The 21,541-nt window shown below is 65.1% G+C and carries 19 protein-coding genes; 9 read left to right on the forward strand and 10 right to left on the reverse strand.

Going from position 1 to position 21,541, the window contains the following annotated elements:
• Positions 1 to 6: 6 nt before the first annotated feature.
• The 4 genes from AZOLI_RS11155 to AZOLI_RS11170 form a co-directional block, all read right to left on the reverse strand.
• A complete protein-coding gene (locus tag AZOLI_RS11155; protein ID WP_014248741.1) occupies positions 7 to 831 on the reverse strand; it encodes an ABC transporter ATP-binding protein in 825 nt (274 codons plus the stop codon).
• The gene (locus AZOLI_RS11160; protein WP_014248742.1) at positions 828 to 1,775 is read right to left on the reverse strand and encodes a branched-chain amino acid ABC transporter permease; all 948 of its coding nucleotides are present in this window, start codon (positions 1,773 to 1,775) and stop codon (positions 828 to 830) included. The genes AZOLI_RS11155 and AZOLI_RS11160 overlap by 4 nt, the downstream gene beginning before the upstream one ends.
• 14 nt (positions 1,776 to 1,789) lie before the next feature.
• The gene (locus tag AZOLI_RS11165; protein ID WP_014248743.1) at positions 1,790 to 2,665 is read right to left on the reverse strand and encodes a branched-chain amino acid ABC transporter permease; all 876 of its coding nucleotides are present in this window, start codon (positions 2,663 to 2,665) and stop codon (positions 1,790 to 1,792) included.
• A 159-nt stretch (positions 2,666 to 2,824) separates the two neighbouring features.
• Entirely contained in the window at positions 2,825 to 3,991 is a 1,167-nt protein-coding gene (locus AZOLI_RS11170; protein ID WP_014248744.1) for an ABC transporter substrate-binding protein, read from the reverse strand.
• A 447-nt stretch (positions 3,992 to 4,438) separates the two neighbouring features.
• On the opposite strand from AZOLI_RS11170, the gene paaX reads away from it, so the two are divergent.
• The 4 genes from paaX (at position 4,439) to AZOLI_RS11190 (ending at position 8,557) form a co-directional block, all read left to right on the forward strand.
• The gene (gene paaX / locus AZOLI_RS11175) at positions 4,439 to 5,383 is read left to right on the forward strand and encodes a phenylacetic acid degradation operon negative regulatory protein PaaX (protein WP_014248745.1); all 945 of its coding nucleotides are present in this window, start codon (positions 4,439 to 4,441) and stop codon (positions 5,381 to 5,383) included.
• Positions 5,384 to 5,507: 124 nt separating this feature from the next.
• The gene (locus AZOLI_RS30345; protein ID WP_014248746.1) at positions 5,508 to 5,993 is read left to right on the forward strand and encodes a BLUF domain-containing protein; all 486 of its coding nucleotides are present in this window, start codon (positions 5,508 to 5,510) and stop codon (positions 5,991 to 5,993) included.
• A gap of 248 nt (positions 5,994 to 6,241) precedes the next feature.
• The gene (locus AZOLI_RS11185; RefSeq protein WP_014248747.1) at positions 6,242 to 7,270 is read left to right on the forward strand and encodes a hypothetical protein; all 1,029 of its coding nucleotides are present in this window, start codon (positions 6,242 to 6,244) and stop codon (positions 7,268 to 7,270) included.
• Between the two features lie 234 nt (positions 7,271 to 7,504).
• On the forward strand, positions 7,505 to 8,557 hold the full coding sequence (locus AZOLI_RS11190) for a 2Fe-2S iron-sulfur cluster-binding protein (protein ID WP_014248748.1): 1,053 nt from the start codon (positions 7,505 to 7,507) through the stop codon (positions 8,555 to 8,557).
• 16 nt (positions 8,558 to 8,573) lie between these two features.
• On the opposite strand, the gene AZOLI_RS11195 is transcribed toward AZOLI_RS11190, so the two are convergent.
• The 3 genes from AZOLI_RS11195 to AZOLI_RS11205 all read right to left on the reverse strand — a co-directional run bounded on the left by AZOLI_RS11195 (position 8,574) and on the right by AZOLI_RS11205 (position 13,157).
• On the reverse strand, positions 8,574 to 10,655 hold the full coding sequence (locus tag AZOLI_RS11195; RefSeq protein WP_014248749.1) for a methyl-accepting chemotaxis protein: 2,082 nt from the start codon (positions 10,653 to 10,655) through the stop codon (positions 8,574 to 8,576).
• Between the two features lie 284 nt (positions 10,656 to 10,939).
• Complete coding sequence (locus AZOLI_RS11200; RefSeq protein ID WP_014248750.1) at positions 10,940 to 11,956, reverse strand: fumarylacetoacetate hydrolase family protein; 1,017 nt, start codon at positions 11,954 to 11,956, stop codon at positions 10,940 to 10,942.
• A gap of 64 nt (positions 11,957 to 12,020) precedes the next feature.
• On the reverse strand, positions 12,021 to 13,157 hold the full coding sequence (locus tag AZOLI_RS11205; protein ID WP_014248751.1) for a homogentisate 1,2-dioxygenase: 1,137 nt from the start codon (positions 13,155 to 13,157) through the stop codon (positions 12,021 to 12,023).
• Positions 13,158 to 13,313: 156 nt separating this feature from the next.
• On the opposite strand from AZOLI_RS11205, the gene AZOLI_RS11210 reads away from it, so the two are divergent.
• Entirely contained in the window at positions 13,314 to 13,853 is a 540-nt protein-coding gene (locus AZOLI_RS11210) for a MarR family winged helix-turn-helix transcriptional regulator (protein WP_014248752.1), read from the forward strand.
• Between the two features lie 425 nt (positions 13,854 to 14,278).
• Positions 14,279 to 15,370 carry a hypothetical protein gene (locus tag AZOLI_RS32480; protein WP_162488063.1) on the forward strand — a complete coding sequence of 364 codons (1,092 nt, stop codon included), beginning with the start codon at positions 14,279 to 14,281 and terminating at the stop codon, positions 15,368 to 15,370.
• Between the two features lie 219 nt (positions 15,371 to 15,589).
• Here AZOLI_RS32480 and AZOLI_RS11215 read toward each other — a convergent pair whose 3' ends face one another.
• The gene (locus AZOLI_RS11215; RefSeq protein WP_167331742.1) at positions 15,590 to 16,411 is read right to left on the reverse strand and encodes an IS5-like element ISAli1 family transposase; all 822 of its coding nucleotides are present in this window, start codon (positions 16,409 to 16,411) and stop codon (positions 15,590 to 15,592) included.
• 126 nt (positions 16,412 to 16,537) lie between these two features.
• Entirely contained in the window at positions 16,538 to 17,176 is a 639-nt protein-coding gene (locus AZOLI_RS11220; RefSeq protein ID WP_014248754.1) for a transferase hexapeptide repeat family protein, read from the reverse strand.
• A 234-nt stretch (positions 17,177 to 17,410) separates the two neighbouring features.
• Here AZOLI_RS11220 and AZOLI_RS11225 point away from each other — a divergent pair, with 234 nt between their 5' ends.
• The 3 genes from AZOLI_RS11225 (at position 17,411) to AZOLI_RS11235 (ending at position 20,901) form a co-directional block, all read left to right on the forward strand.
• Positions 17,411 to 19,066, forward strand: coding sequence for an FAD-dependent oxidoreductase (locus AZOLI_RS11225; protein ID WP_014248755.1), 1,656 nt, complete (start codon positions 17,411 to 17,413; stop codon positions 19,064 to 19,066).
• 25 nt (positions 19,067 to 19,091) lie between these two features.
• Entirely contained in the window at positions 19,092 to 19,289 is a 198-nt protein-coding gene (locus AZOLI_RS11230; protein WP_014248756.1) for a DUF2783 domain-containing protein, read from the forward strand.
• Between the two features lie 235 nt (positions 19,290 to 19,524).
• Positions 19,525 to 20,901 (forward strand): CocE/NonD family hydrolase, encoded by a 1,377-nt coding sequence (locus AZOLI_RS11235; RefSeq protein WP_014248757.1) that lies wholly within the window; start codon positions 19,525 to 19,527, stop codon positions 20,899 to 20,901.
• Positions 20,902 to 20,973: 72 nt separating this feature from the next.
• Here the strand turns inward: AZOLI_RS11235 and infC are convergent, their stop codons facing one another.
• Entirely contained in the window at positions 20,974 to 21,537 is a 564-nt protein-coding gene (gene infC / locus AZOLI_RS11240) for a translation initiation factor IF-3 (RefSeq protein ID WP_244442475.1), read from the reverse strand.
• Positions 21,538 to 21,541: the final 4 nt, after the last annotated feature.

Genomic DNA, 21,541 nt, shown 5'->3' on the forward strand with positions numbered 1-21,541 from the left:
CCTCCCTTACGGTGCCGCGCCGAGATAGGCGGCGATGACGTCCGGGTTGGCCGCCACCTCCTGCGGCGTGCCCTCGGCCAGCATGCGGCCCTGGTTCAGCGCGGTGATCCGGTGCGAGATGCCCATCACCATCTTCATGTCATGCTCCACCAGGACGATGGTGACGCCGCTCCCTGCCACGGTCTTGATCACCTCGTCGATCTCGCGGCTTTCGGTGGCGTTCAGGCCGGCCGCCGGCTCGTCCAGCAGAAGCAGCTTCGGTTCCGACGCCAGCGCGCGGGCGATCTCCAGCCGCTTCAGCGCGCCATAGGGCATGGAGGCGGCGTCGGCATCGATGTATTTCTCCAGCCCGACATCGGTCATCAGCTGGGCGGCGCGGTCGCGCGCCTCGCGGTCCTTGCGCACCAGAGAGGGGAAGCGGAACAGCGCCGGCAGCAGCCGGGTGTTCAGGTGCAGGTGCCGCCCGACCATGACGTTCTCCAGAGCCGTCATGTTGAAGAAGATCTGCAGGTTCTGGAAGGTGCGCGACATGCCGCGGGCCGCCAGCCTGTAAGGCGCCATGCCCGACACGTCGGCCCCGTCGAACAGAACCCGGCCGCCCGACGGCTTGTAGACGCCGGTCACAAGGTTGAACAGCGTGGTCTTGCCCGCGCCGTTCGGGCCGATGATCGAGTGGATGTCGCCGGCCGCGATGGTGAAGCTGAGATCGCCGACGGCGAGCACGCCGCCGAACTCGCGGCTGAGATGCTCCACCTGCAGGATCGGCGGGCCGACGCGGCGGGCCTGGGCCGCGGTGTCGGCGGCGAGGTCGGTCGTGGTCAGCATGTTCATGCCCGCCTCCGCGCCGGGACCAGCGCTGCCAGGGTGGGAAGAAGGCCCTTCGGCATGAAGACCATCGTCGCCATCAGGATGCCGCCCAGCACGATCTGCTGGTAATCCTGGAAGACGGTCAGCGCCTGCGGCAGCAGAGTCAGGACCACCGCACCCACCACCGCGCCGAAGGTGGACGCCATGCCGCCGAACACCACCATGGTCACCAGCTCGATCGACTTGAAGAAGTCGGCCTTGGCCGGGGTGATCAGGCCGGTGTAATGGGCGAACAGGCTGCCGGCCACGCTGGCGAACACTGCAGACAGCACGAAGACCAGCACTTTGAAGCGCGCGGTGTCGACGCCGACCACCTCGGCCGCCACCTCCGACCCATGGACGGCGCGCAGCGCCCGGCCCATCGGGCTGTCGATCAGGTTCAAGGAAAGCCAGACCACGCCCAGCAGGAACACGCCGACCACCCAGTACCAGACCTTCTCGCCATACAGCTCGACGCCGAAGATCCTGAACGGCTCCACCATCATGCCGTCCGGGCCGCCGGTCAGGCCGCTTTCGGTGCGCAGCACGATCGACACGATGATGCCGATGCCGAGTGTCGCCATGGCGAGGTAATGGCCCTTCAGCCGCAGGATCGGTTTGGCGACCAGGAAGGCCAGCAGCCCGACGAAGACGGCGCCGGCCAGCAGCGCCAGCACCGGCGGCCAGCCGTAGCTGCCGACCAGCACGCCCGACGCATAGGCGCCGATGCCGAAGAAGCCGGCATGGCCCAGGCTGATCTGCCCGGCATAGCCGATCAGCAGGTTCAGCCCGACGCAGACCACGGCGTTGAAACCGGCCAGGATGGCGATGTCGAGGTAGAAGTTGTTGGGCAGGAAGGCCGGCAGGACCGCGATCACCGCGCCCAGCGCCAAAAGCCCGGTCAGCCGCCCGTGAAGGAGTGCGTTCATCGGTTATCCGGTCCTTACACCCGTTCGGTGCCGCGCTTGCCGAACAGCCCGTTCGGCATGAAGAGAAGGACGGCCAGGATGATGACGAAGGCCACCGCATCCTTGTAGGCCGAGGAGATGTAGCCAGCGCCCAGCGCTTCCGCGACGCCGACGATCAGCCCGCCGGCCACCGCACCCGGCCCGTGGCCGAGGCCGCCCAACACCGCGGCGGTGAAGCCCTTCAGCCCCAGCATGATGCCCATCTCGGTGTAGGAGAAGGTGATGGGAGCCACCACCGCCCCGCCGATGGCGCCCAGCGCCGCCGACAGCGCGAAGGAGGCCAGCACCACCCGTTTCACGTCGATGCCGACCAGCTGCGCGGCCAGCCGGTTGTGCGAGGTGGCGAGGATCGCCTTGCCGGTCAGCGTCTTGTTGAAGAACAGGCCGATGGCGACGATCAGCACGCCCGCCGTTCCCACCACCCACAGCGACTGCGGCTGCATCGAGGCGCCGAGGACCTGGATCGGCGTTTCGCCGGAAAAGGCGTCCAGCCGCTTGAAGTCCTTGCCCCAGATCAGCTCGGCGATGCCGCGCAGGAAGATCGACGCGCCGATGGTGATGATGATGAGGGTGACGGTGGAGGCGTTGCGCGCCCGTTCGACCGCGAATTTAGCCACCAGAACGCCGACCAGCATGGCGCCGCCGCAGCCGATCAGGATCGCCAGCGGCAGCGGCACCCCCGACGCGGTCAGGGTGGCCGACGCCATGCCGCCGACCATGATGAACTCGCCCTGGGCGAAGTTGATGACATGGCTGGCGTTGTAGATGATCGAAAAGCCGAGCCCCGCCAGCGCATAGATCGCGCCGATGGTCAGCCCCGACAGCATGTATTGCAGCAGTTCCGCGAACATCGTTGGGTTTCCGCTTCGCAGGCCCCCTCCCCGCCCCTCCCCCTCTTCGAGGGAGAGGGTGCCTCACGGGAAAGCGGCGGCAGTCCCCTCTCCCACCAGAGGTGGGGGAGGGTTAGGGAGGGGGCATCGTGACGTGAGTTAAAAAGGGCGGAAGCCCCCTCACTTCACCAGCGACCAGTCGCCCTGCTTCACCTCCACCATGTGGAAGGCGTCCAGCGTCAGGCCCATGTGGTCCTTGGCGCTCATGGTCACGGTGCCGCCGGTTCCGACATAGCCCTTGGTCTGCTCGATGGCGTCGCGCAGCTTGGCCTTGTCGGTGCCGCCGGCGCGCTTCACCGCATCCAGCGCGATCATCAGACCGTCATAGGCATGGCCGGCGAAGGTCGAGACCTCGGTGTTGAAGCTGTCCTCGTAGACCTTGGTGAACTCGGTCACGACCTTCTTCTGCGGGTCGCTGTCGGGCAGCTGGGCGGCGACGACCAGACCGGCGGCCGGCAGGCGGACACCCTCGGCGGCACCGCCGGCCAGCCGGATGAACTCCTTCGACGCCACGCCGTGGGACTGGTAGAGCGGCAGCGAGATGCCGAGCTGGCGGTAGTTCTTTGTCACCACCGCAGGCCCCTGGCCCAGGCCGAACACCAGCACCGCCTGCGCCGCGGCGTTGTTCTTGATCTTGGTCAGCTGGGCGGTGACGTCGGTGTCCTTGGCGCCATAGGTCTCGTCGGCGACCAGTTCGATCCCGCGCTCCTTGGCGACGGCGATGGTCTGATCGCGGCCCGACTTGCCGAAGCCGGAATCCTCCGACAGCAGCGCCAGCTTGGTCAGCCCGCGCTTCTTCATGTCCTCCATCACCTTTTCCGCGGCCATGCGGTCGGTGTGGGGGGTCTTGAACACCCACTTCTTCACCGGCTCGACAATCACCACGGCGCCGGCCAGCGAGATGAAGGGCACGCCGGCGCGCTCCACCAGCGGCACCGCCGCCATGGTCGCCGCGGTCGTGGTACCGCCGACGATCACGTCGACGCCGTCGCTCTCGATCAGGCGCTTGGTGAAGGAGGCCGCCTTGTCGGCCGCGCCGCCGTCGTCATAGACGGTCAGCTGCACCGGACGGCCGTCGACGCCGCCGGCCTTGTTGATGCGGTCGGCATACAGCTCCAGCACCTTCTTCTCCGGATCGCCGAGGAAGGAGGCCGGGCCGGTGGCCGAAACGATGGCGCCGACCTTGATCGGGTCCGCGGCCTGCGCCGCCCCGGACAGCAGGCCGGACACCGCCGTCATGGCGGTCAGTGCGGTGAAGGCGATGGTGGCGAACAGGCGTTTGCGCATGATGTCCTCCCTTGGGCTGCCCACCTTGACACCGGACCGGGCGGCGGCCCGGTCCCGGCGCGGCGGGACGATTTGCATCGCATAATGTTTCAAACGAAATTATTTCGGAAGAAGATTTTTAGCCGTCGTGACCACAATCTCAGTACGGATATTGCCGGCCGCCTCCCCTTCCCTTTGCGATCCCGCCAGCTTCGGTGCGGGGGATCGTCATTTCATTTTATGACACAAATTTGTTTTGATGAGTCAACGTAGTGTATCACATTAATGGTTGTCAAACGGAAAGTCCGGCTTGCCTCCTATCTGCCGCCGCTGCTCGTTCCGTTCCGATCGTCCGCGCCGTCGTGACACTGGCAGAACCGGGTCCGGGTTTCGTATACAACTCCGTCGCGCCGCCTCATTCGGCTCCACCCGCACCACAAGCCGTATCGATAAGGACGTCCCCACCGCATGGCCCGCCCGCGTCGCCCCGAAGACCTTGCCGCCCAGCTGACCGAGACGATCGCACCGCGGGCGAAGTCGCTGATCATCACCGTCTATGGCGACGCCGTGCTGCCGCATGGCGGATCGCTGTGGCTGGGCAGCCTGATCGACCTGATGGGCCTGTTCGGGATGAGCGAGCGGATCATCCGCACCTCCGTCTTCCGGCTGTGCAAGGACGATTGGCTGACCAACACCCAGATCGGCCGGCGCAGCTTCTACCGCGTCACCGACAGCGGGAAGGAACGCTTCGCCGCGGCCGAACGGCGGATCTACGCGCCGCTGGCCCGCGAGTGGGACCGTGGATGGGACCTGCTGATGGTGCCGCCCAACGCGCTGGACGCGGAGACGCGCGACGCCCTGCGGCGGGAGCTGACCTGGCAGGGCTTCGGCGCCGCCTCGGCCACCGTCTACGCCCACCCCAACTGCGACGAGGCGGCAATGCACCGCTCGCTGGCGGAACTGGGGGTCGCCGACAGGATCGTCCACATGAAGGCCAGCCTGGACCGGGCGGAAGGGTTCGGGGCGCTGCGCGATCTGGTGCGCGGCTGCTGGGATATCGATCAGCTGGAGCACGACTATGCGGCATTTCTGGATCACTTCCGCCCGGTCTGGGCGGCGGTCGATGGCGCGGAGACGCCGGATCCGGCAGCCTGCTTCGTCCTGCGCACGCTGATGATCCACGATTTCCGCCGCATCCTGCTGCGCGACCCGATGCTGCCCCCCGACCTGCTGCCGGCCGACTGGCCGGGCCAGGAATCGCGGATGCTCACACGCAACCTGTACCGCCGGCTGGCCGGCCCGTCGGAAGCCTTCCTGATGCAGGCGGCGACCACCGCCAACGGGCCGCTGCCCGATGCACAGCCCGCCTTCCTCGGTCGGTTCGGCGGGATGGAGATCATACCGGTGGGCTGACCAGCGATCTGCGACAATGAGCACCGGCGGAAGCCGCTCTTTCGGCCTGAAGTTTATATATAAAATGCAAGCTATCGCGGTAAGATGAGGCCGTCGCCTGAACGACCATCACCGGACTGCCGCCATGCTGACCATCGCCTACCGCAGCGAGGCCGTTGACCGACTGCCCTACAGCGCCCTCGCCGACATTTGCCTGTTCAGCGCCCGCAAGAACCGGGAGCTGGGTGTGACCGGCTTCCTCGTGGAGTTCGAGGGCATCTTCCTCCAGGTGCTGGAAGGCGAGGCCGAGGTGGTGGAGCCGCTTTACGCCCGCATCGCCGCCGACCCGCGCCATCGCAATGTCGAACTCCTCTTGCGCGAGACCTCGGCCGGCCAGCCGAACTTCGGCTTCTGGGCGATGAATTTCGGGCCGCTCGACACCCCGACCTTCTGGCAGGCGGTCTTTGGCTCTCCGATTCGGATCGAGGAGTTCCGCCGCCGGTCGCACGATGCCGACTTCGCGCTGGACGTCCTGGCGCGGGCCTACATGCATGCCTGCATCGCCGCCGACGTCGATGCCGCGACCCGCGCTCTGGTGCGTGGCAGCATCCCCTGCTTCGAGGCCGCCTGACCCTGCCGGGGTCCAGCCTTCCGATACCCTATTTCCGGATAAAATCAGCTTTGCGAACGAATTGATCTGGATCAATTCGGCGCATTCGCGCGCATTATCTTTTGAAATCAAGCGCTTGGCCGCATTCTCCGGGCCGGATTAAGTGATACAGATACCGTTGCCGGTGCGTAAATTCTGTGTCATATAAAGACCACAGGGCGCCGATGGAAAAGTGAGCGCCCGCCGAATGTCCCGGAGGAAACGCCCCCATGTCCAAGGACTACACCCCCATCGCCAACACGATGGAGTTCCCCCCCGCCACGCCGCAGCCGAACGTCTACCCGCTGTCCTGGGTGTCGCAGACCAAGAAGCTGGAAGAGGTCTACGCCGCGGCCCAGCGCGAGAACTGGGATCCGGCCAAGCTGCCCTGGGACAGCTTCGACGTGTCGCGCTACAGCTGGGAGGAGCGGGAGGCCATCGCCTACTGGTGGACCATCCTGTCGGTGTTCGACGCGTCGGCCCCGCCGGTCTTCGCCCATGCCCTGATCAAGACCTACGAGGTGCATGAGGAGGATCCCGTCCGCCGCTGCTTCTTCTCCGTCACCCGCGACGAGCAGAACCACGAGCAGATGTGCGGTCTGGCCATCACCAAGCTGCTGGAGGCCACCAGCCCGCTGACCTACGAGCCGAAGACCGATCTCGGCCGCCGTCTGCAGAAGAACGCCCACTGGCTGTACTACAATGGCGGGCGTTATTGGGACGGCTACAAGAAGGCGGTTCCGAAATACTCGCTGGCCGTGCTGTTCAGCTCCTTCCTGATGGGCGAGATCGCGGCGGCGACCATCTTCCACCAGATGGCGGCCGGCTGCAGCGAGCCGGTGTTCAAGGAGGCCTTCCGCAACATCGGCCGCGACGAAGGCCGCCATATGGCGATCTGCATGTCGGTGATGGAGCGCGACTATCCCCATCTGGCGGTGGAGGACCGGTCGATCATCACCAAGCAGATCCGCGCCGGCTATCTGTTCCTGTCCGCCGTGCTGTTCGAACCGCCGCCCCAGTTCTGGGACCTGCCCGACGACTTCATCGCCACCCAGCGCGAAGCCGAGGCCATCGCCCGCAACGCCGGTTTCCACATCCCGGACTACGAGGCGAAGAAGGAGAACTGGCGCAACGCCATGCTGAACCTGAAGGGCGTGCTGGACCGCTACAACATCCCGTTCCCGGCGATCCCCGAGGTCGGCATCACCGGCGAGGAAGTGCGGGACGTCGACATGGACGAGATCATCCCGGTGTTCTGAGGCGATTCGTCAGAGCGCCGGCCCGGTTGCCCCCACCCTAACCCTCCCCCGCTCTCAGCGGACCTACGGTCCGCCTGCCGCGTCAGCACAAAGCGTAGCTTTGTGCGAGAGCTGGGCGGGGGAGGGGACTGCCGCTGAAAGCCGACAAAGCTCCTGTCCCCCTCCCCCGCCCAGCGGGGGAGGGTCGGGGTGGGGGCAAGAGTCCCCTGAAAGAACAGCCCAAGGATCCCCCCGGTGAGCCGCATCCGCCTCCACCCCTCGGGCCGCACGGTCGAGTGCCGTGACGGCGAGACCGTCCTGTCGGCGCTGGAACAGGCCGGCTACGCCCTGCCCAACAACTGCCGCGCCGGCGCCTGCGGCGAATGCAAGGTCAAGGTCCTCAGCGGCCAGTTCGACCAGGGCATGGTGCTGGACATGGCGCTGTCCCAGGGCGAGCGGAAGGACGGCTATGGCCTGATGTGCATGGCCAAGCCGATCTCCGACGAGTTGGTGATCGAATACGGCACCGCCGACGCCCAGCCCAAGCTGTTCCCGCCGCGCGAGAATGTGCTGTTCATCGTCACCGACCGCATCCCGCGCACGCCGCGCATCGTGGAACTGCGCCTGCGCCCGCTGGGCCAGCCGCTGCGCTACTGGCCGGGCCAGTATGTGATGCTGGGCGATGCCGCGGCCGGCGCGCCGCCGCGCTGCTATTCCATCGCCAACGCGCCCCGTCCTGACGGCGAGATCGTGCTGCAGGTGACCCGCGTCGACGGCGGCCCGACCAGCGGCTGGATCCACGACACGCTGACCGTCGGCAGCATGGTCAAGCTGTCCGGCCCATACGGCACCTTCATCGGCGACCCGTCGGTGGACAGCCCGGTGCTGTGCATGGCCGCCGGCTCCGGCCTTGCCCCCATCCTGGCGCTGACCGACGCGGCGCTGCGCCGCGGCTACCGCCCGCCGGTGACATTGCTGTTCTCCGCCTGCACCAGGGCGGATGTGTACGAGTTGGGTCTGCTCAGCTACTGGCAGGCCAAATACCGCAACTTCAAGGTCAAGGTGACGCTGACGCGGGAGGAGGCTGCCGGCCATCTGAAAGGCCGCATTCCCGCCATCCTGCCCGGCCTGTTCCCCGACCTGTCCGGCCACGCCATCTTCACCGCCGGCAGCCCCGCCTTCGTCGAGGCCTGCGTCGCCGCCGCCCGCGCGCAGGGCGCCCGGGACGACCGGATCCACAGCGAAGGCTATGTCTCCCAGCACATCCCGGAAACGCTGCCGGCCGACCGGCTGATGTCTGTGGGCTGAAACGGACGAACGCGCCTTAAGCCTTGCGGACACCGGCGATGAAGCCGTCGATCTCGCGGCTCAGATCCTTCGACTGGCCGGCAAGCGCGGCGGCGGCGGCGAGAAGCTGATCGGCCGCCGCCCCGGTTTCGCCGGCGCCCGCCCGGATGTCGCCCATGCCGCCGCTGACCTCCTGCGCCCCATCGGCGGCCTGGATCACGCTGCGGGCGATCTCCTGGGTCGCCGCCGCCTGCTGGTCCACCGCCGCGGCGATGCCCGACGCGATGCGGCTGACCTGGGCGATGGTTTCGCTGATGCCCTGGACGGCGGTGACCGCCTCCTGCGTGGCGTCGCGGATGCCCTTGATCTGGCCGACGATGTCCTCGGTCGCCTTGGCGGTCTGGTTGGCGAGGTTCTTGACCTCCGACGCCACCACGGCGAAGCCCTTGCCGGCCTCGCCTGCGCGCGCCGCTTCGATGGTGGCGTTCAGCGCCAGCAGGTTGGTCTGTCCAGCGATGGAGTTGATGAGCTCCACCACCGCGCCGATCCGCTCGGCGCTTTCCGCCAGCACGACGACGGCCTCGTCGGCCCGCTTGACGTCGGTCACCGCGGCGTCGGCGATGCGGGCGGATTCGCCGACCTGCCGGCCGATGTCCTGGACCGACGCCGACAGCTCTTCCGTCGCGGCGGCGGCGGTCTGCACATTCTCCGCGGCGGCGCGGGCGGAGGCCGCCACCTGCTCCGACCGGCCCAGGCTCTGGTCGGCGATGCCGGTCAGGCCACGCGCGGTCGATTCCAACTGCTGCGCGGCCGACGCCAGCGCGCCGGTCAGCCCGCCGACCCGCTCCTCGAAGCCTTTCTGCAGATCGGCGAGCGTCGCGGCGCGGGCCTCCTTGGCCTGCCAGTCGGCCTTCTGCTGACAGTCCAACTCGCGGGCGCGGACCAGCCCATCCTTGAACACCTCGACCGCGCGGGCCATGCCGCCGGCCTCGTCGTCGCGGTCGGCCCCCGGCACCGCAGTCTCCAGGTCGCCGGCCGCCAGCCGTGTCATCGCCCCGGTCAGCGACGCCACCGGGCGGGCAATGCCGTCGCCGACCTTCCACGCCACCAGGCACCCCAGCGCGACGCAGCCGAGACTGACCAGCACGGTCAGCAGGGTCAGCCGGTTGGCGTCGGCCATCACGCTGGACTGCGGCGCCGCCACCATGAAGGACCAGACGCTGTCGGCGCCGGTGAAATGGATCGGCGTCAGCCGCAGATAATGCGGCGCGCCGTTCAGCGGCAGGATCCCGTCGAAGTCGCGCCCTTCGGCCACGGCGCGGCGGGCGGCCTCCGGCAGGTCGTCGGCGGCCTTGGACAGCCGGCCGCCATCGGGATGAGCGACATAGAGGCCGGAGCCGGTCAGCACCGCAGCATAACCGTCGCCATAGGGCTTCACCGCGCGCACCAGATCGGTCAGCCCGGTCAGCGCCATATCCACGCCGGTCACACCGATGACGCGCCCATTCCCGCCGCCATCCATCACCGGGGCGGCGGCGCTGGTCATCAGCCGCTTGGTGAAGTCGTCGAGATAGGGTTCGGTCAGCACCGCTTTCCGCGCGGTCGCCGCCGCCTTGTAGTATTCCTTCTCCTGCACGTCGGAGAAGGGATAGCCCTCGCTGTCGTCGGCCTGAACCCCCTTGTCCCCCGGCAACCACAGCAGGCTCATCCGCCCGGTCTTCGGCAGCCCGAGAATCTCGGTTGCCCGGTCATGATCGGCGAAATCCCGGTCGCGCCCGTCGAACCCGTCGTCGGCCATGTCCACCCACACGCCGGCATAGAGCGGATTGGCTTCCGCCGTCCGGCGCAGATAGCGGTTCACCGTTTCGCGCCGCGGGCTTCCGGTGGAGCGCTCCACCTCCACCAGCGCCGCGGTGGCACGGGCGGCATTCAGGGCGGTGGACAAATCGGCGGCCACCCGGGTGCCGTGGCGGTCGGCCGTCTCGGCGGCGAGCAGAACGGCGGCGTTGTGCGCGGCATCGCGCGTCAGAACCAACGACACCGCCGTAACCGCCGCGGCCCCCGCCGCCAGCACCGTGGCCACACCGATGATGATCTTCGTCCTGAAATTGGCCTTCATCGCGACACCGTCGTCCGGTCCGCCCAAAGCTCCGGAATGAACGGAAAGGCGGCACCAAATGGGGAAAGGGGGCCACCTTATATTCGATAATAAGCGTCTGGCATGCTGATTTTTGCGATTCGATGACAGACCGTTCAATCACCCGGATGGCCATGAATCGCGATACCGACGGCGGGGCGAATTGCTGCAAGCGCGAAAAGGACGCCTGCGGAATGCTTGTACATCCCGCCGACGCCCGTATCCCAGCCTTCCAGACCGGGCCGCCGCGGCCTTACGGTCCCTCCTTACGGCCCCTCATACCGCACCACCTGCTGGTCGATGGCGCCGAACACGCTGGCACCCTCCTTGTCGAACAGCTCGATCCGCACGCGGTCGCCGAAGCGCAGGAAGGGCGTCTTCGGCGCGCCATGCTCGATGGTTTCGATCATCCGCAACTCGGCCAGGCAGGAATAGCCGACACCGCCGGCACCGACCGGCTTGCCGGGGCCGCCGTCCAACTTGTTCGACACCGTGCCCGAGCCGACGATGCTGCCGGCCGCCAGATGGCGGGTCTTGGCGGCATGCGCGATCAGCGTCGGAAAGTCGAAGGTCATGTCGACGCCGGCATCCGGGCAGCCGAAGGCTTCGCCGTTCAGCGTCGTCACCAGCGGCCGGTGCAGCTTACCGCCGTCCCAGGCGTCGCCCAACTCGTCAGGCGTCACCGCGACGGGGGAGAAGCTGGAGGCCGGCTTGGACTGAAAGAAGCCGAAGCCCTTGCCCAATTCCGCCGGGATCAGGTTGCGCAAGCTGACGTCGTTGACCAGCATCAGCAGACGGATATGGCCGCCCGCCGCCTCCGCCGGGACGCCCATCGGCACGTCGCCGGTGACGACAGCGATCTCCGCCTCGAAATCGATGCCCCAGGCCTCGGTCGCCGCCGGGATCGGGTCGGTCGGCGCCAGGAAGCCGTCGGAGCAGCCCTGATACATCAGCGGATCGGTCCAGAAGCTGGGCGGCATCTCCGCCCCGCGCGCCTTGCGGACCAGCTCCACATGGTTGACGTAGGCCGATCCGTCCGCCCACTGGTAGGCGCGCGGCAGCGGCGAAGCCGCCTCGGCCGGGTCGAAGGGCTGGCCCGATGCCGGATCGGCGTTCAGGGCGCGATAGGCCTCCTCCAGCCTGGGCGCCAGCGCCGTCCAATCGTCCAGCGCCGCCTGCAGGGTGCGGGCGATCTCCGGCACCGGGGTGGCGCGGGTCAGGTCGCGCGACACCACCACCAGGGTGCCGTCGCGCCCGCCCGCCTTCAAACTTGCCAGCTTCATTCGTCTCTTCCCTTCCTCGAGATTCAGCGTCCGGCGACCTTGACCCTTGTTTCAGGCTGGCCGCTCATTTCGCCTTCCAGCTGTCGGCGTAGCCGCCCCATTCGACGCCTTCCATCGCCGGATAGACATCCAGCGGGTCGCGGGTGTCGATCATCACCGCGACCTCGTCGGTCTCCTTACGCTCGAACTTCTGCGCCACCTCGTAGGCCTTCGGATGCGGCCCGTGCGGGAAACCCGAGGGGTGATAGGTGACCATGCCCGGATGGATGTTGTCGCGCGAGAAGAACTGGCCGCGGTGATAGAACAGCACCTCGTCGTAATCCTCGTTGGAGTGGTAGTAGGGCAGCTTCAGCGCCTCCGGATCCGATTCGATGGGCCGCGGCACGAAGGTGCAGACGACGAAGCCGTTGGCGATCCAGGTGCTGTGCGCCGAAGGCGGCAGGTGGTAGCGGTGGCTCATCAGCGGCCGGATGTCGCGCCAGTTCAGCCGCACCGGCGCCAGATCGCCGTGCCAGCCCACCGCGTCCAGCGGGTTGAACGGATAGGTCATGGCGCAGAGCTGATTGCGCTTCTTCACCCGGACCAGGGTCTCGCGCTCGTGCTTCTGCGCCTGGAAGGCGTCGTCCAACGCCGGGACGTCCAGCACCGCCGGATCGAAGATGGCATGGGTGCCGACCAGCCCCTTGTGCGGCAGCTTGTAAGCGTCGCCGGTGGCCTCCACCATCAGGACCATCACCGCCTCGTCCGTCTCCAGCCGCCAGCTGGTGTTGCGCGGCAGCACGACATAGTCGCCCTCACGCACCTCCAGATGGCCGTAGTCGCAGAACAAGTGGCCGCCGCCCTGGTGGAAGAACAGCAGATCGTCGCCGTCGGCATTGCGGACCAGATGCTCCATCCTGCCCTTGAAGCGCCACAGCCGAAGCTGGGTCGCCCCGTTGCCCATCAGGGCCGGCGCCTCCAGGGGGCATTCCGGAATTTGGCCGGGCATATGGTCGACATGGTTCAGGTCGAAGGCGCGCGGGCGCAGCGGCCCGTCGAAGCTGGTCCAGCCGGTGGGCGGGTGGGCATGGTGCATCTGGGTCGCCGGGCCGAAGAAGCCCTCGCGCCCCATCTCGCGCTCGTAGGTGCCGGCGGGAAGCCGGACATGGGCCTGACGCGACGCGGTGCCCTCGACCTTCGGAAACGAAATCCAGTTCTTCATGGCGCTTCCCCCTCAATGCCGCAGGCCGCTTCCATGTCGGGCGCCGGCAGGCTCGTTCCGTTGCCGCCATTTTAGTTTCGTTTGAAACTGTTGCAAGGGCCAAATTACAGCGCAGGATGGGGCACTTGCGATTCTTCTTACAGACGATGTCCGCCGATGCCGCCCGCCCGCCGTTCCCGCACCGACTCACCCGCATCAGCATCCAGCCCGGCAGAACTGCCGGCGCTGCATCTGACGCGCTTCCTGCCCTACCGGCTGTCTGTGCTGGCCAACACGGTCAGCCACACGCTGGCCAAGCTGTACGAGAAGCGGTTCGGCATCACCATCCCGGAATGGCGGATCATCGCCGTGCTGGGCGGCGGCGAGACGATGAGCGCAGGCGAGATCGCGCAGCGCACGGCGATGGACAAGGTGCAGGTCAGCCGCGCCATCAGCCGCATGCTCGAGTCCGCGCTGATCCTGCGCGAATCGGGCGACACCGACCGGCGCAAGGCCCTGCTGACCCTGACGCCCAAGGCGCTGGCGATCTATGCCGAGATCGTGCCGATGGCCCTGACCTATGAGGAAGAGGTCACCGACGCCCTGTCGATCGACGAACGGGCGCAGCTCGACACGCTGTTGTCGAAGCTGCAGGCCCGCGCCGACCAGCTGGCCGCCCGCCCGGCGCCGGTCAGCGCACAGGTGGATGAGGACTAAGAAGAACTTAACGAAACTCAACTTGGTAAAATTTCGAAGGTGCATGGCAGCCAGTCTGGGATGCAACGCCCTCTTGGGTACTCGTTCAGCCTCCGATCACACCTCAGCCGTCCAAGTTGAAGTGTGGTCATTGCTGTCCGCTGTTGTATGACAGTCAGATTCCCGACATAGTGGTCCTTATCCATCATCCATCATCCATCATCCATCATCGTTTAGCGGAAGTTTTCCCCTAGTCACTGGCCCGGCGATCAAACCATATTGCCAGATTTAGAAAGCTCTACAATGTTAAAAGCTGGACATCGTTTAAACGCATTAAATGGGTACAAAGAAGTTACCGTATAGCGTGAAGTAAATAGTTGATAATATACTACATACGCTGAGCTTTAAACCCTCTCATGTCCATATATATTTTAGGGGAAAGAACCATGCCTGAAGCATCTGCATTCAAAAATAATGTTAAAAGTTATATTAGGGAAACAAGTATCTTAATATCAAATAGCGATGACGATGATATCAGCCATATGCTCAAATCGATAAATAAATCTCTAGAAGGCCTAATTAATCTCGAAAAAGAATACGAGAAAATATGCGCTATAACTTGGCTTATACAAACGGATATGATTAATTTCTACAGCAACAGCTACATGAGCGAGAGAAATAGCCAAGATCACACCAACTCAAAGAAAATTCTCAAATCTATTTTCCAAATTTTATATGAAAAACTCCTTAGAACCAGTGAGACATATGCGGAAATTGATGCTCCAATTTTGAAGATGATGATAGATGGGAATAAATACCTTAGCAGGGACGACCTATTACATATAGAAAGTGCAAAGTTTAATATACAAATCGCCATCATAAAGGAGCATACTGAGAAATTTTATTCAGATGCCCAATCTATGAAATCAATCATGGAAGAAAAGGCAGATATCTCAATAAGTACAATGAAATCCTATGACGACAATATAAATTCTTTTGAAGAAAAATTATCGTCATATAGAAAAACTGTAACGGACATATCGAAAGAGTTTAATTTTGTTCGGCTTGCGAAAGCGTTTCGAACTATGATAAGGGAAAAAAAGATAAACCTAAAACACACCAACACAAACCTTTTTTCAATGGGAATATTGTTGTTAATACCAATCCTGCTTTCTGCATTATATACCATATGGCTTTGGAGTCACTCGACAAACCTTGTTCAGGACCTCAAGGATAAACTAATATTTAGCGCTCCAATTCTTTTACCACTAGAAGCAATATTGGTATACTATTTTAGGATTATCCTTAAAGAACAACTAAGCCTTAAAGCGCAGATACTTCAGCTTGAACTTCGGTACAGCGTTTGTGCTTTTATTGAAGGCTATGCAGAATTTACTAAGGAAATCCCGCGGGAGAAATTGGAGAAATTTGAGTCATTAGTATTTAGTGGCATTACACTCGATCCTTCGGCTGTACCTGGTACCTTTGATGGCATGGATCAACTCATCAATCTAGCGAAAGCCGCAAACGGAAAATAACTGAACAAGCCTCATCTACTTCATTTGCCTCCCACCTGATTCGCTCAATACAAGGAAAGCGGTATATCGGCTGGACAACATATGACGATGACCAGGACACTATCATCCTTGGTCCCTATATTCCCTTGAAACTGTTTACGGCTTGGACATGACACAATCGCATTGACCTGCCAGTCTTCCAATCACTAAGAGTCCGACTCGGAATCGGCAAAGCTGTGTCTATGTTCGAGCCACCCGTCTTGAGAGCAGTTTGACGCTGGCGATGAAGACCCAGGCGACGGCACTCTCGACGGTGGCCTCGAAGTCCTTGGCGAGGCGGCGATTGCGGTTAAGCCAAGCGATTGTACGCTCAACGACCCACCGCCGAGGCAGCAGTTCAAAGCCTTTGGCGGCGTCGGACCGCTTGACGATCTCCAGAGTCCATGTCCCGATCTGAGCCAAAGCGGTTTCCAGCTTGGGTCCAGCGTAGCTGCCGTCCGCGAAGACGTGGCGAAGCCAGGGGAAGAGCGTGCGAACGGAGGCGAGGAGCGCTGGGGCGCCATCACGGTCCTGGATGTCGGCGGCATGAACGATGGCGGCGACCAGCAAGCCATTGGTGTCGGTCAACACATGCCGCTTGCGCCCCTTGATGCACTTGCCCGCGTCGTAGCCACGGGGGCCACCTGCTTCCGTCGTCTTGACCGACTGGCTGTCGATCACCCCCGCTGTCGGGCTGGCCTCCCGTCCCATGCTTTCCCGAACCATCGCCACCAAGGCGTGATTGATCGTCTCCCAGGTCCCATCGTCGCGCCAGCGGTAGAAATAGCGCTGGACCGTCGTCATCGGCGGGAAATCCTTCGGCAGTTGCCGCCACTGGCACCCGGAGGTCGCCAGAAAGAGGATGCCGTTCACGATCTCGCGCACGTTGACCGTTCGCGGCCGTCCCAAGCGTCGAGCCGCCGGGAGGAGTGGTTCGAGCACCGCCCACTCCGCGTCCGTCGTGTCGCTTGAATACCTCAATCCTTTTCGCTGATACTGCGCTCGGGTGATTTCAGTCCACATTGTCTTGTCATTCGTCATGCTTCGCAACATCGATCGAATCACAAGAGACTGAAATCACTCAATTCTTTTCGGGTCAGGCTCTAACACTTCCTCATGGAGACATCCCGTTAGGAGTTCCGGCGCCACTCAGCCCCCCTTCACCTTGTGCAGCGGCTGGCCGGTGCCGGCATCGACGCGGCCGCGGCCGGGTTCCTCCGCCTCCAGGGCTGAGCAGGCGACCATGGTGGCGAGCGAACGGCGGGCGAGACGCTGATACTCGTCGGTCCCCTCCGATTTCCAGGCGATCTCGTCGGGTCGCAGGTCGCGCACAACCTTTCCCGGCAGCCCGGCGACCAGCGTGCGCGGCGGTACGACGAAGCCGGCCTTGATGAAGGCCATCGCGGCGACCACCGACTCCTCGCCGATCTCCGCCCCGTCCATCACCACCACATTCATGCCGACCAGCGCGTTGCGGCGGACGATGCAGCCGTGCAGCACCGCGCCATGGCCGACATGCCCGTCCTCCTCGACGATGGCGTCATGGCCGGGGAAGGCGTGGAGCGTGCAATTGTCCTGCACGTTGCTGCCCCGCTGCAGCACGATCCGGCCGAAATCGCCGCGCAGGCTGGCGCAGGGGCCGACATAGCAGCCGGGGCCGACCACCACATCGCCGATCAGCACGGCGGAGGGATGGACGAAGGCGGTCGGATCGATGACGGGAATCACCCCGTCGATGGCGTAGACGGTCGGGCGCGGCAAGGTGGGCGTGACGGTGGGAGCGGTCATCGTCGGCGTTCCTCGGTGTCTCTGTCCGGTCTTTTGCCGCAAGGCTACACCGCCGAACCTTGTTCGCGATACCGATTTTCCGTCATAGTATCCATACCTGTATCGCTTCCAGATCGCCCGTGCTGGGCGCTTGATTGGTATCAAATGAAACTGTATCGTTGGCAACCATAGCGGTTCGTTACAAGCCGGCGCGCAAAAGCGCCCGATCATGGTTTCTGGGGGAGGAAACGCCCAATGCACGCGACCTTCAGCTATCCCAAATACAGCTTCATACCGTCGGAGGAACAGCGCACCGGCAGCATCCGGCGCCATCCGGTGGTGGTCATCGGCGCCGGCCCGGTCGGGCTGACCGCCGCGCTCGATTTCGCGCGCAAGGGCGTGCCGGTGGTGGTGCTCGACGCCGAGGACACCGTCAGCGTCGGCAGCCGCGCCGTCTGCTATGCCAAGCGGGCGCTGGAGGTGTGGGACCGGCTGGGCGTCGGCCGGCGCATGATCGACAAGGGCGTGGTGTGGAAGATCGGCAAGGTCTTCAACGGCGACCGCATGGTCTACCAGTTCGACCTGCTGCCGGAGCCGGACCACAAGATCCCCGCCTTCATCAACCTCCAGCAATATTACCTGGAGGATTTCCTGGTCACCGAGGCGCGTAAGAGCGACCTGATCGACCTGCGCTGGCTGTCCCGCGTCATCTCGGCCAAGCAGGAGGCCGACCATGTCGTGCTGCAGGTGGAAACGCCCGACGGCGTCCATGCGGTGGAGGCCGATTGGGTGATCGCCTGCGACGGCGCCAAGTCGTCGGTGCGCAAGATGCTGGGGCTGGAGTTCCAGGGCGAGGTGTTCAAGGACCGCTTCCTGATCGCCGACGTGGTGATGAAGGCCGATTTCCCGGCGGAACGCTGGTTCTGGTTCGACCCGCCCTTCCACCGCAAGCAATCGGCCCTGCTGCACATGCAGCCCGACAATGTCTGGCGCCTGGATTTCCAGCTCGGCTGGGACGCCGACCCGGAGGAGGAGAAGAAGCCGGAGCGCGTCATTCCCCGCGTGCAGGCGATGCTGGGCGCCGACACCCCGTTCGAGCTGGAATGGGTGTCGGTCTACACCTTCCAGTGCCGGCGGCTCGAGCGGTTCCGCCATGGCCGCATCCTGTTCGCCGGCGATTCGGCCCATCAGGTCTCGCCCTTCGGTGCCCGCGGCGCCAACAGCGGCGTGCCCGACGCCGACAATCTGGTGTGGAAGCTGGCGCTGGTGCTGGACGGCAAGGCGCCGGAGTCGCTGCTGGACAGCTACAGCGACGAACGGGTGGCGGCGGCGAAGGAGAACATCCTGAACTCGACCCGCTCCACCGACTTCATCACGCCGAAGAGCGAGATGAGCCGTGTCTTCCGCGACGCCGTTCTGGAGCTGGCGGTCGACCAGCCCTTCGCCCGCTCTCTGGTCAATTCCGGCCGGCTGTCCACGCCGACCACCTACAGCGACAGCCCGCTGAACACACCGGACGGCGACGCCTTCGCCGGACGGATGGTGCCGGGCGCGCCGGCCACCGACGCGCCGGTGGAGCGCGACGGCCAGCCCGGCTGGCTGATGGAGGCGCTGGACGGCCGTTTCACCGTGCTCTACGCGGCCGGTGACGAGCCGGTCCCGGTCGAGGTGGCGGAGGCGCTGGACGCTCTCGCCGCCGGGCCGCTGCCGCTGGCATGGCACGCGGTGACCGACCGGCGCCGCGGCATCGCCGGGGAACTGGTGGACAGCGCCGGCCGCCTGCGCGAGCGCTACGACCTGACGCCGGGCAGCGTCTATCTGATCCGCCCCGACCAGCACGTTGCCGCCCGCTGGCGCCGCTTCGACGCTGCGGCATTGTCCGCCGCGCTCGCCCGCGCCACCGGCCGCTGATCCCCCGATTTCCTGGAGCCCTCCCATGGCCAAATTGATGACCGAGCAGCGCTTCGCCAGCCCGGACGACGTCTACCAGCTGCTGATCGACAGCCACCGCGACCTGACCCCCGACCAGAGCACCCGCCTGAACGCCAAGCTGATCCTGCTGCTGGCCAACCACATCGGCGACGCGGAGGTACTGGCGGAGGCGCTGCGGGTGGCACGGCAGGGGGTGGAGTGAGAGAGGCTGCCCCCTCCCTTCCCATGCTTGCGCATGGGCCCCTTCCCTCCCCCGCCTTCGGCGGTAGAGGGAGTTGAGCGCGAGAGCGGCGGCTGTTCCCTCTCCCACCGCAGGTGGGGGAGGGTTAGGGAGGGGGCATCGTCAGCCGACACCCCGCCACCTCCCCCACTGACGCCAAGCTCAAGATGGCGTACAAAAGGCGCAAGACCCTTCCCTTGCGGAGACTGCGCCCGCCATGACCCTGCGCCGCCTGATCGCCCTGCTGTTCTTGCTGTCATGGTGCGGACCGGCGCTGGCCGAAGGGCTGGTGCAGACGCCGTTGTCGATCCCCGCCCGCTTCCCCGACGGCAGTTCCGCCACGCTGGAGGCGATGCTGCTGCGGCCGGACGGTCCCGGCCCGTATCCCATCGCGATCATCAGCCACGGCACGCCCCGCGACCCGGCGGAACGGGCGCAGATGACGCCGTTGCGCTATCTGCCGGAAGCCCGCGAATTCGCCCGGCGCGGCTGGGCGGCGGTGGCGGTGATGCGGCGCGGCTATGGCGGATCGGACGGCCCCTACAGCGAATCGACCGGCGGCTGCAACAACCCCGACTATCTGCATTCCGCCCGGCAGAGCGCCGAGGACCTGCGCCAGGCCGTCCGCTATGTGGCGACCCAACCCTATGCCGATCCCGGCCGCGTCATCGCGGTGGGCGTGTCGGCCGGCGGGCTTGCCAGCATCGCGCTCAGCGCCGATCCGCCGCCGGGACTGCAGGCGGCGATCAGCTTTGCCGGCGGGCGCGGTTCCATCGCCGACAACGAGGTCTGCCGGGAGGAGCGGCTGGTCGCCGCCTTCGGCACGCTGGGCCGCAGCTCGCGCGTGCCGAACCTGTGGATCTATGCGGAGAACGACCTGTTCTTCGGCCCCGACCTCGCCCGCCGCCTGTGGGAGGCCTTCACCCATGAAGGCGGCCGGGGCGAGTTCATCGCCGCACCGCCGCACGGCAAGGACGGTCATTCCTTCTTCAGCGCGGCCATCGCGGAATGGACGCCGATGGTCGACGGCTTCCTGGCGCAGAACGGGCTGGTCCCGCGCCGGACGCCCATCGCGCTGTCCCTGCCGGCTCTGCCGCCGCCGCCCGAACTGTCCGCCGCCAGTCGGGCCAAGTTCCCCGCCTATGTCGCCGCCGGCGGCAACAAGGCCTTCGCCGTGTCGCCCGACGGCGCCTATGGCTGGAAATCCGGCCTGCGCAGCCTGGACGCGGCGCAGGAAGGCGCGCTGGAAACCTGCGCGAAGCACACCCGCCAAAGCTGCCGCATCGCCTATCTGAACGACCGCCCGGCCGGTGCCGGCGCCGATATGGCCGCCGCGCCGCAGGAAGGACCGCTCGGTACGCCCGTCAGGCTGGAGCCGCCGCCCGAACTGTCCGACGCCAACCGGTCGAAATTCAGCGCCTATGTCGAAGCCACCGGCCGCAAAGCTTTCGCGGTGTCGCGGGACGGCGCCTTCGGCTGGAAGTCCGGCATGTCCAGCGAGGATGCCGCCCGCCGCGGCGCCCTGGACAACTGCGCCAAATACACCCGCCACACCTGCTATGTGGTGATCGTCGACGACCGGCCCCTGCGGTGAGGCGTCGTCGCCCCAAAAGAAGAAAGGCCCGTCCGGCATCCCGGACGGGCCTTTCCGTAACCTCACCCCGCGTCAGCGCGGGGCCAGCACCATAATCATCTGACGGCCTTCGAGCTTCGGCATCTGCTCAACCTTCGCCAGTTCGTCCAACGCGTCGCGGACGCGGACCAGCACGTTCATACCCAGATCCTGGTGCGCCATTTCACGACCGCGGAAGCGCATGGTCACCTTGACCTTGTCGCCTTCCTCGAGGAAACGGCGCGCCGAGCGCATCTTCACGTCATAGTCGTTGTCATCGATGTTCGGCCGGAGCTTGATCTCCTTGACCTCGATGATCTTCTGCTTCTTGCGGGCCTCGTTCGCCTTCTTCTGCGCCTCGTACTTGAACTTGCCATAGTCGAGGATTTTGCAGACAGGCGGTTCGGCCTGGGGAGCAACCTCGACCAGGTCGAGGCCGGCATCCTCAGCGGCCAGCAAAGCATCGCGCAACGACACCACCCCGATCATCTCGCCATCTGCGCCGACGAGACGAACGGAACGAGCCGAGATCTCCCGGTTAACCCGCGGGCCATCGCGGGTCGGGGCGGCTTCGGACGGAATCCTGGCTATGGACGCTTCTCCATGGTCTGAAACCACGTGG

It is taken from the genome of Azospirillum lipoferum 4B (genome assembly GCF_000283655.1).
In the GTDB taxonomy this organism is placed as follows: domain Bacteria; phylum Pseudomonadota; class Alphaproteobacteria; order Azospirillales; family Azospirillaceae; genus Azospirillum; species Azospirillum lipoferum_C.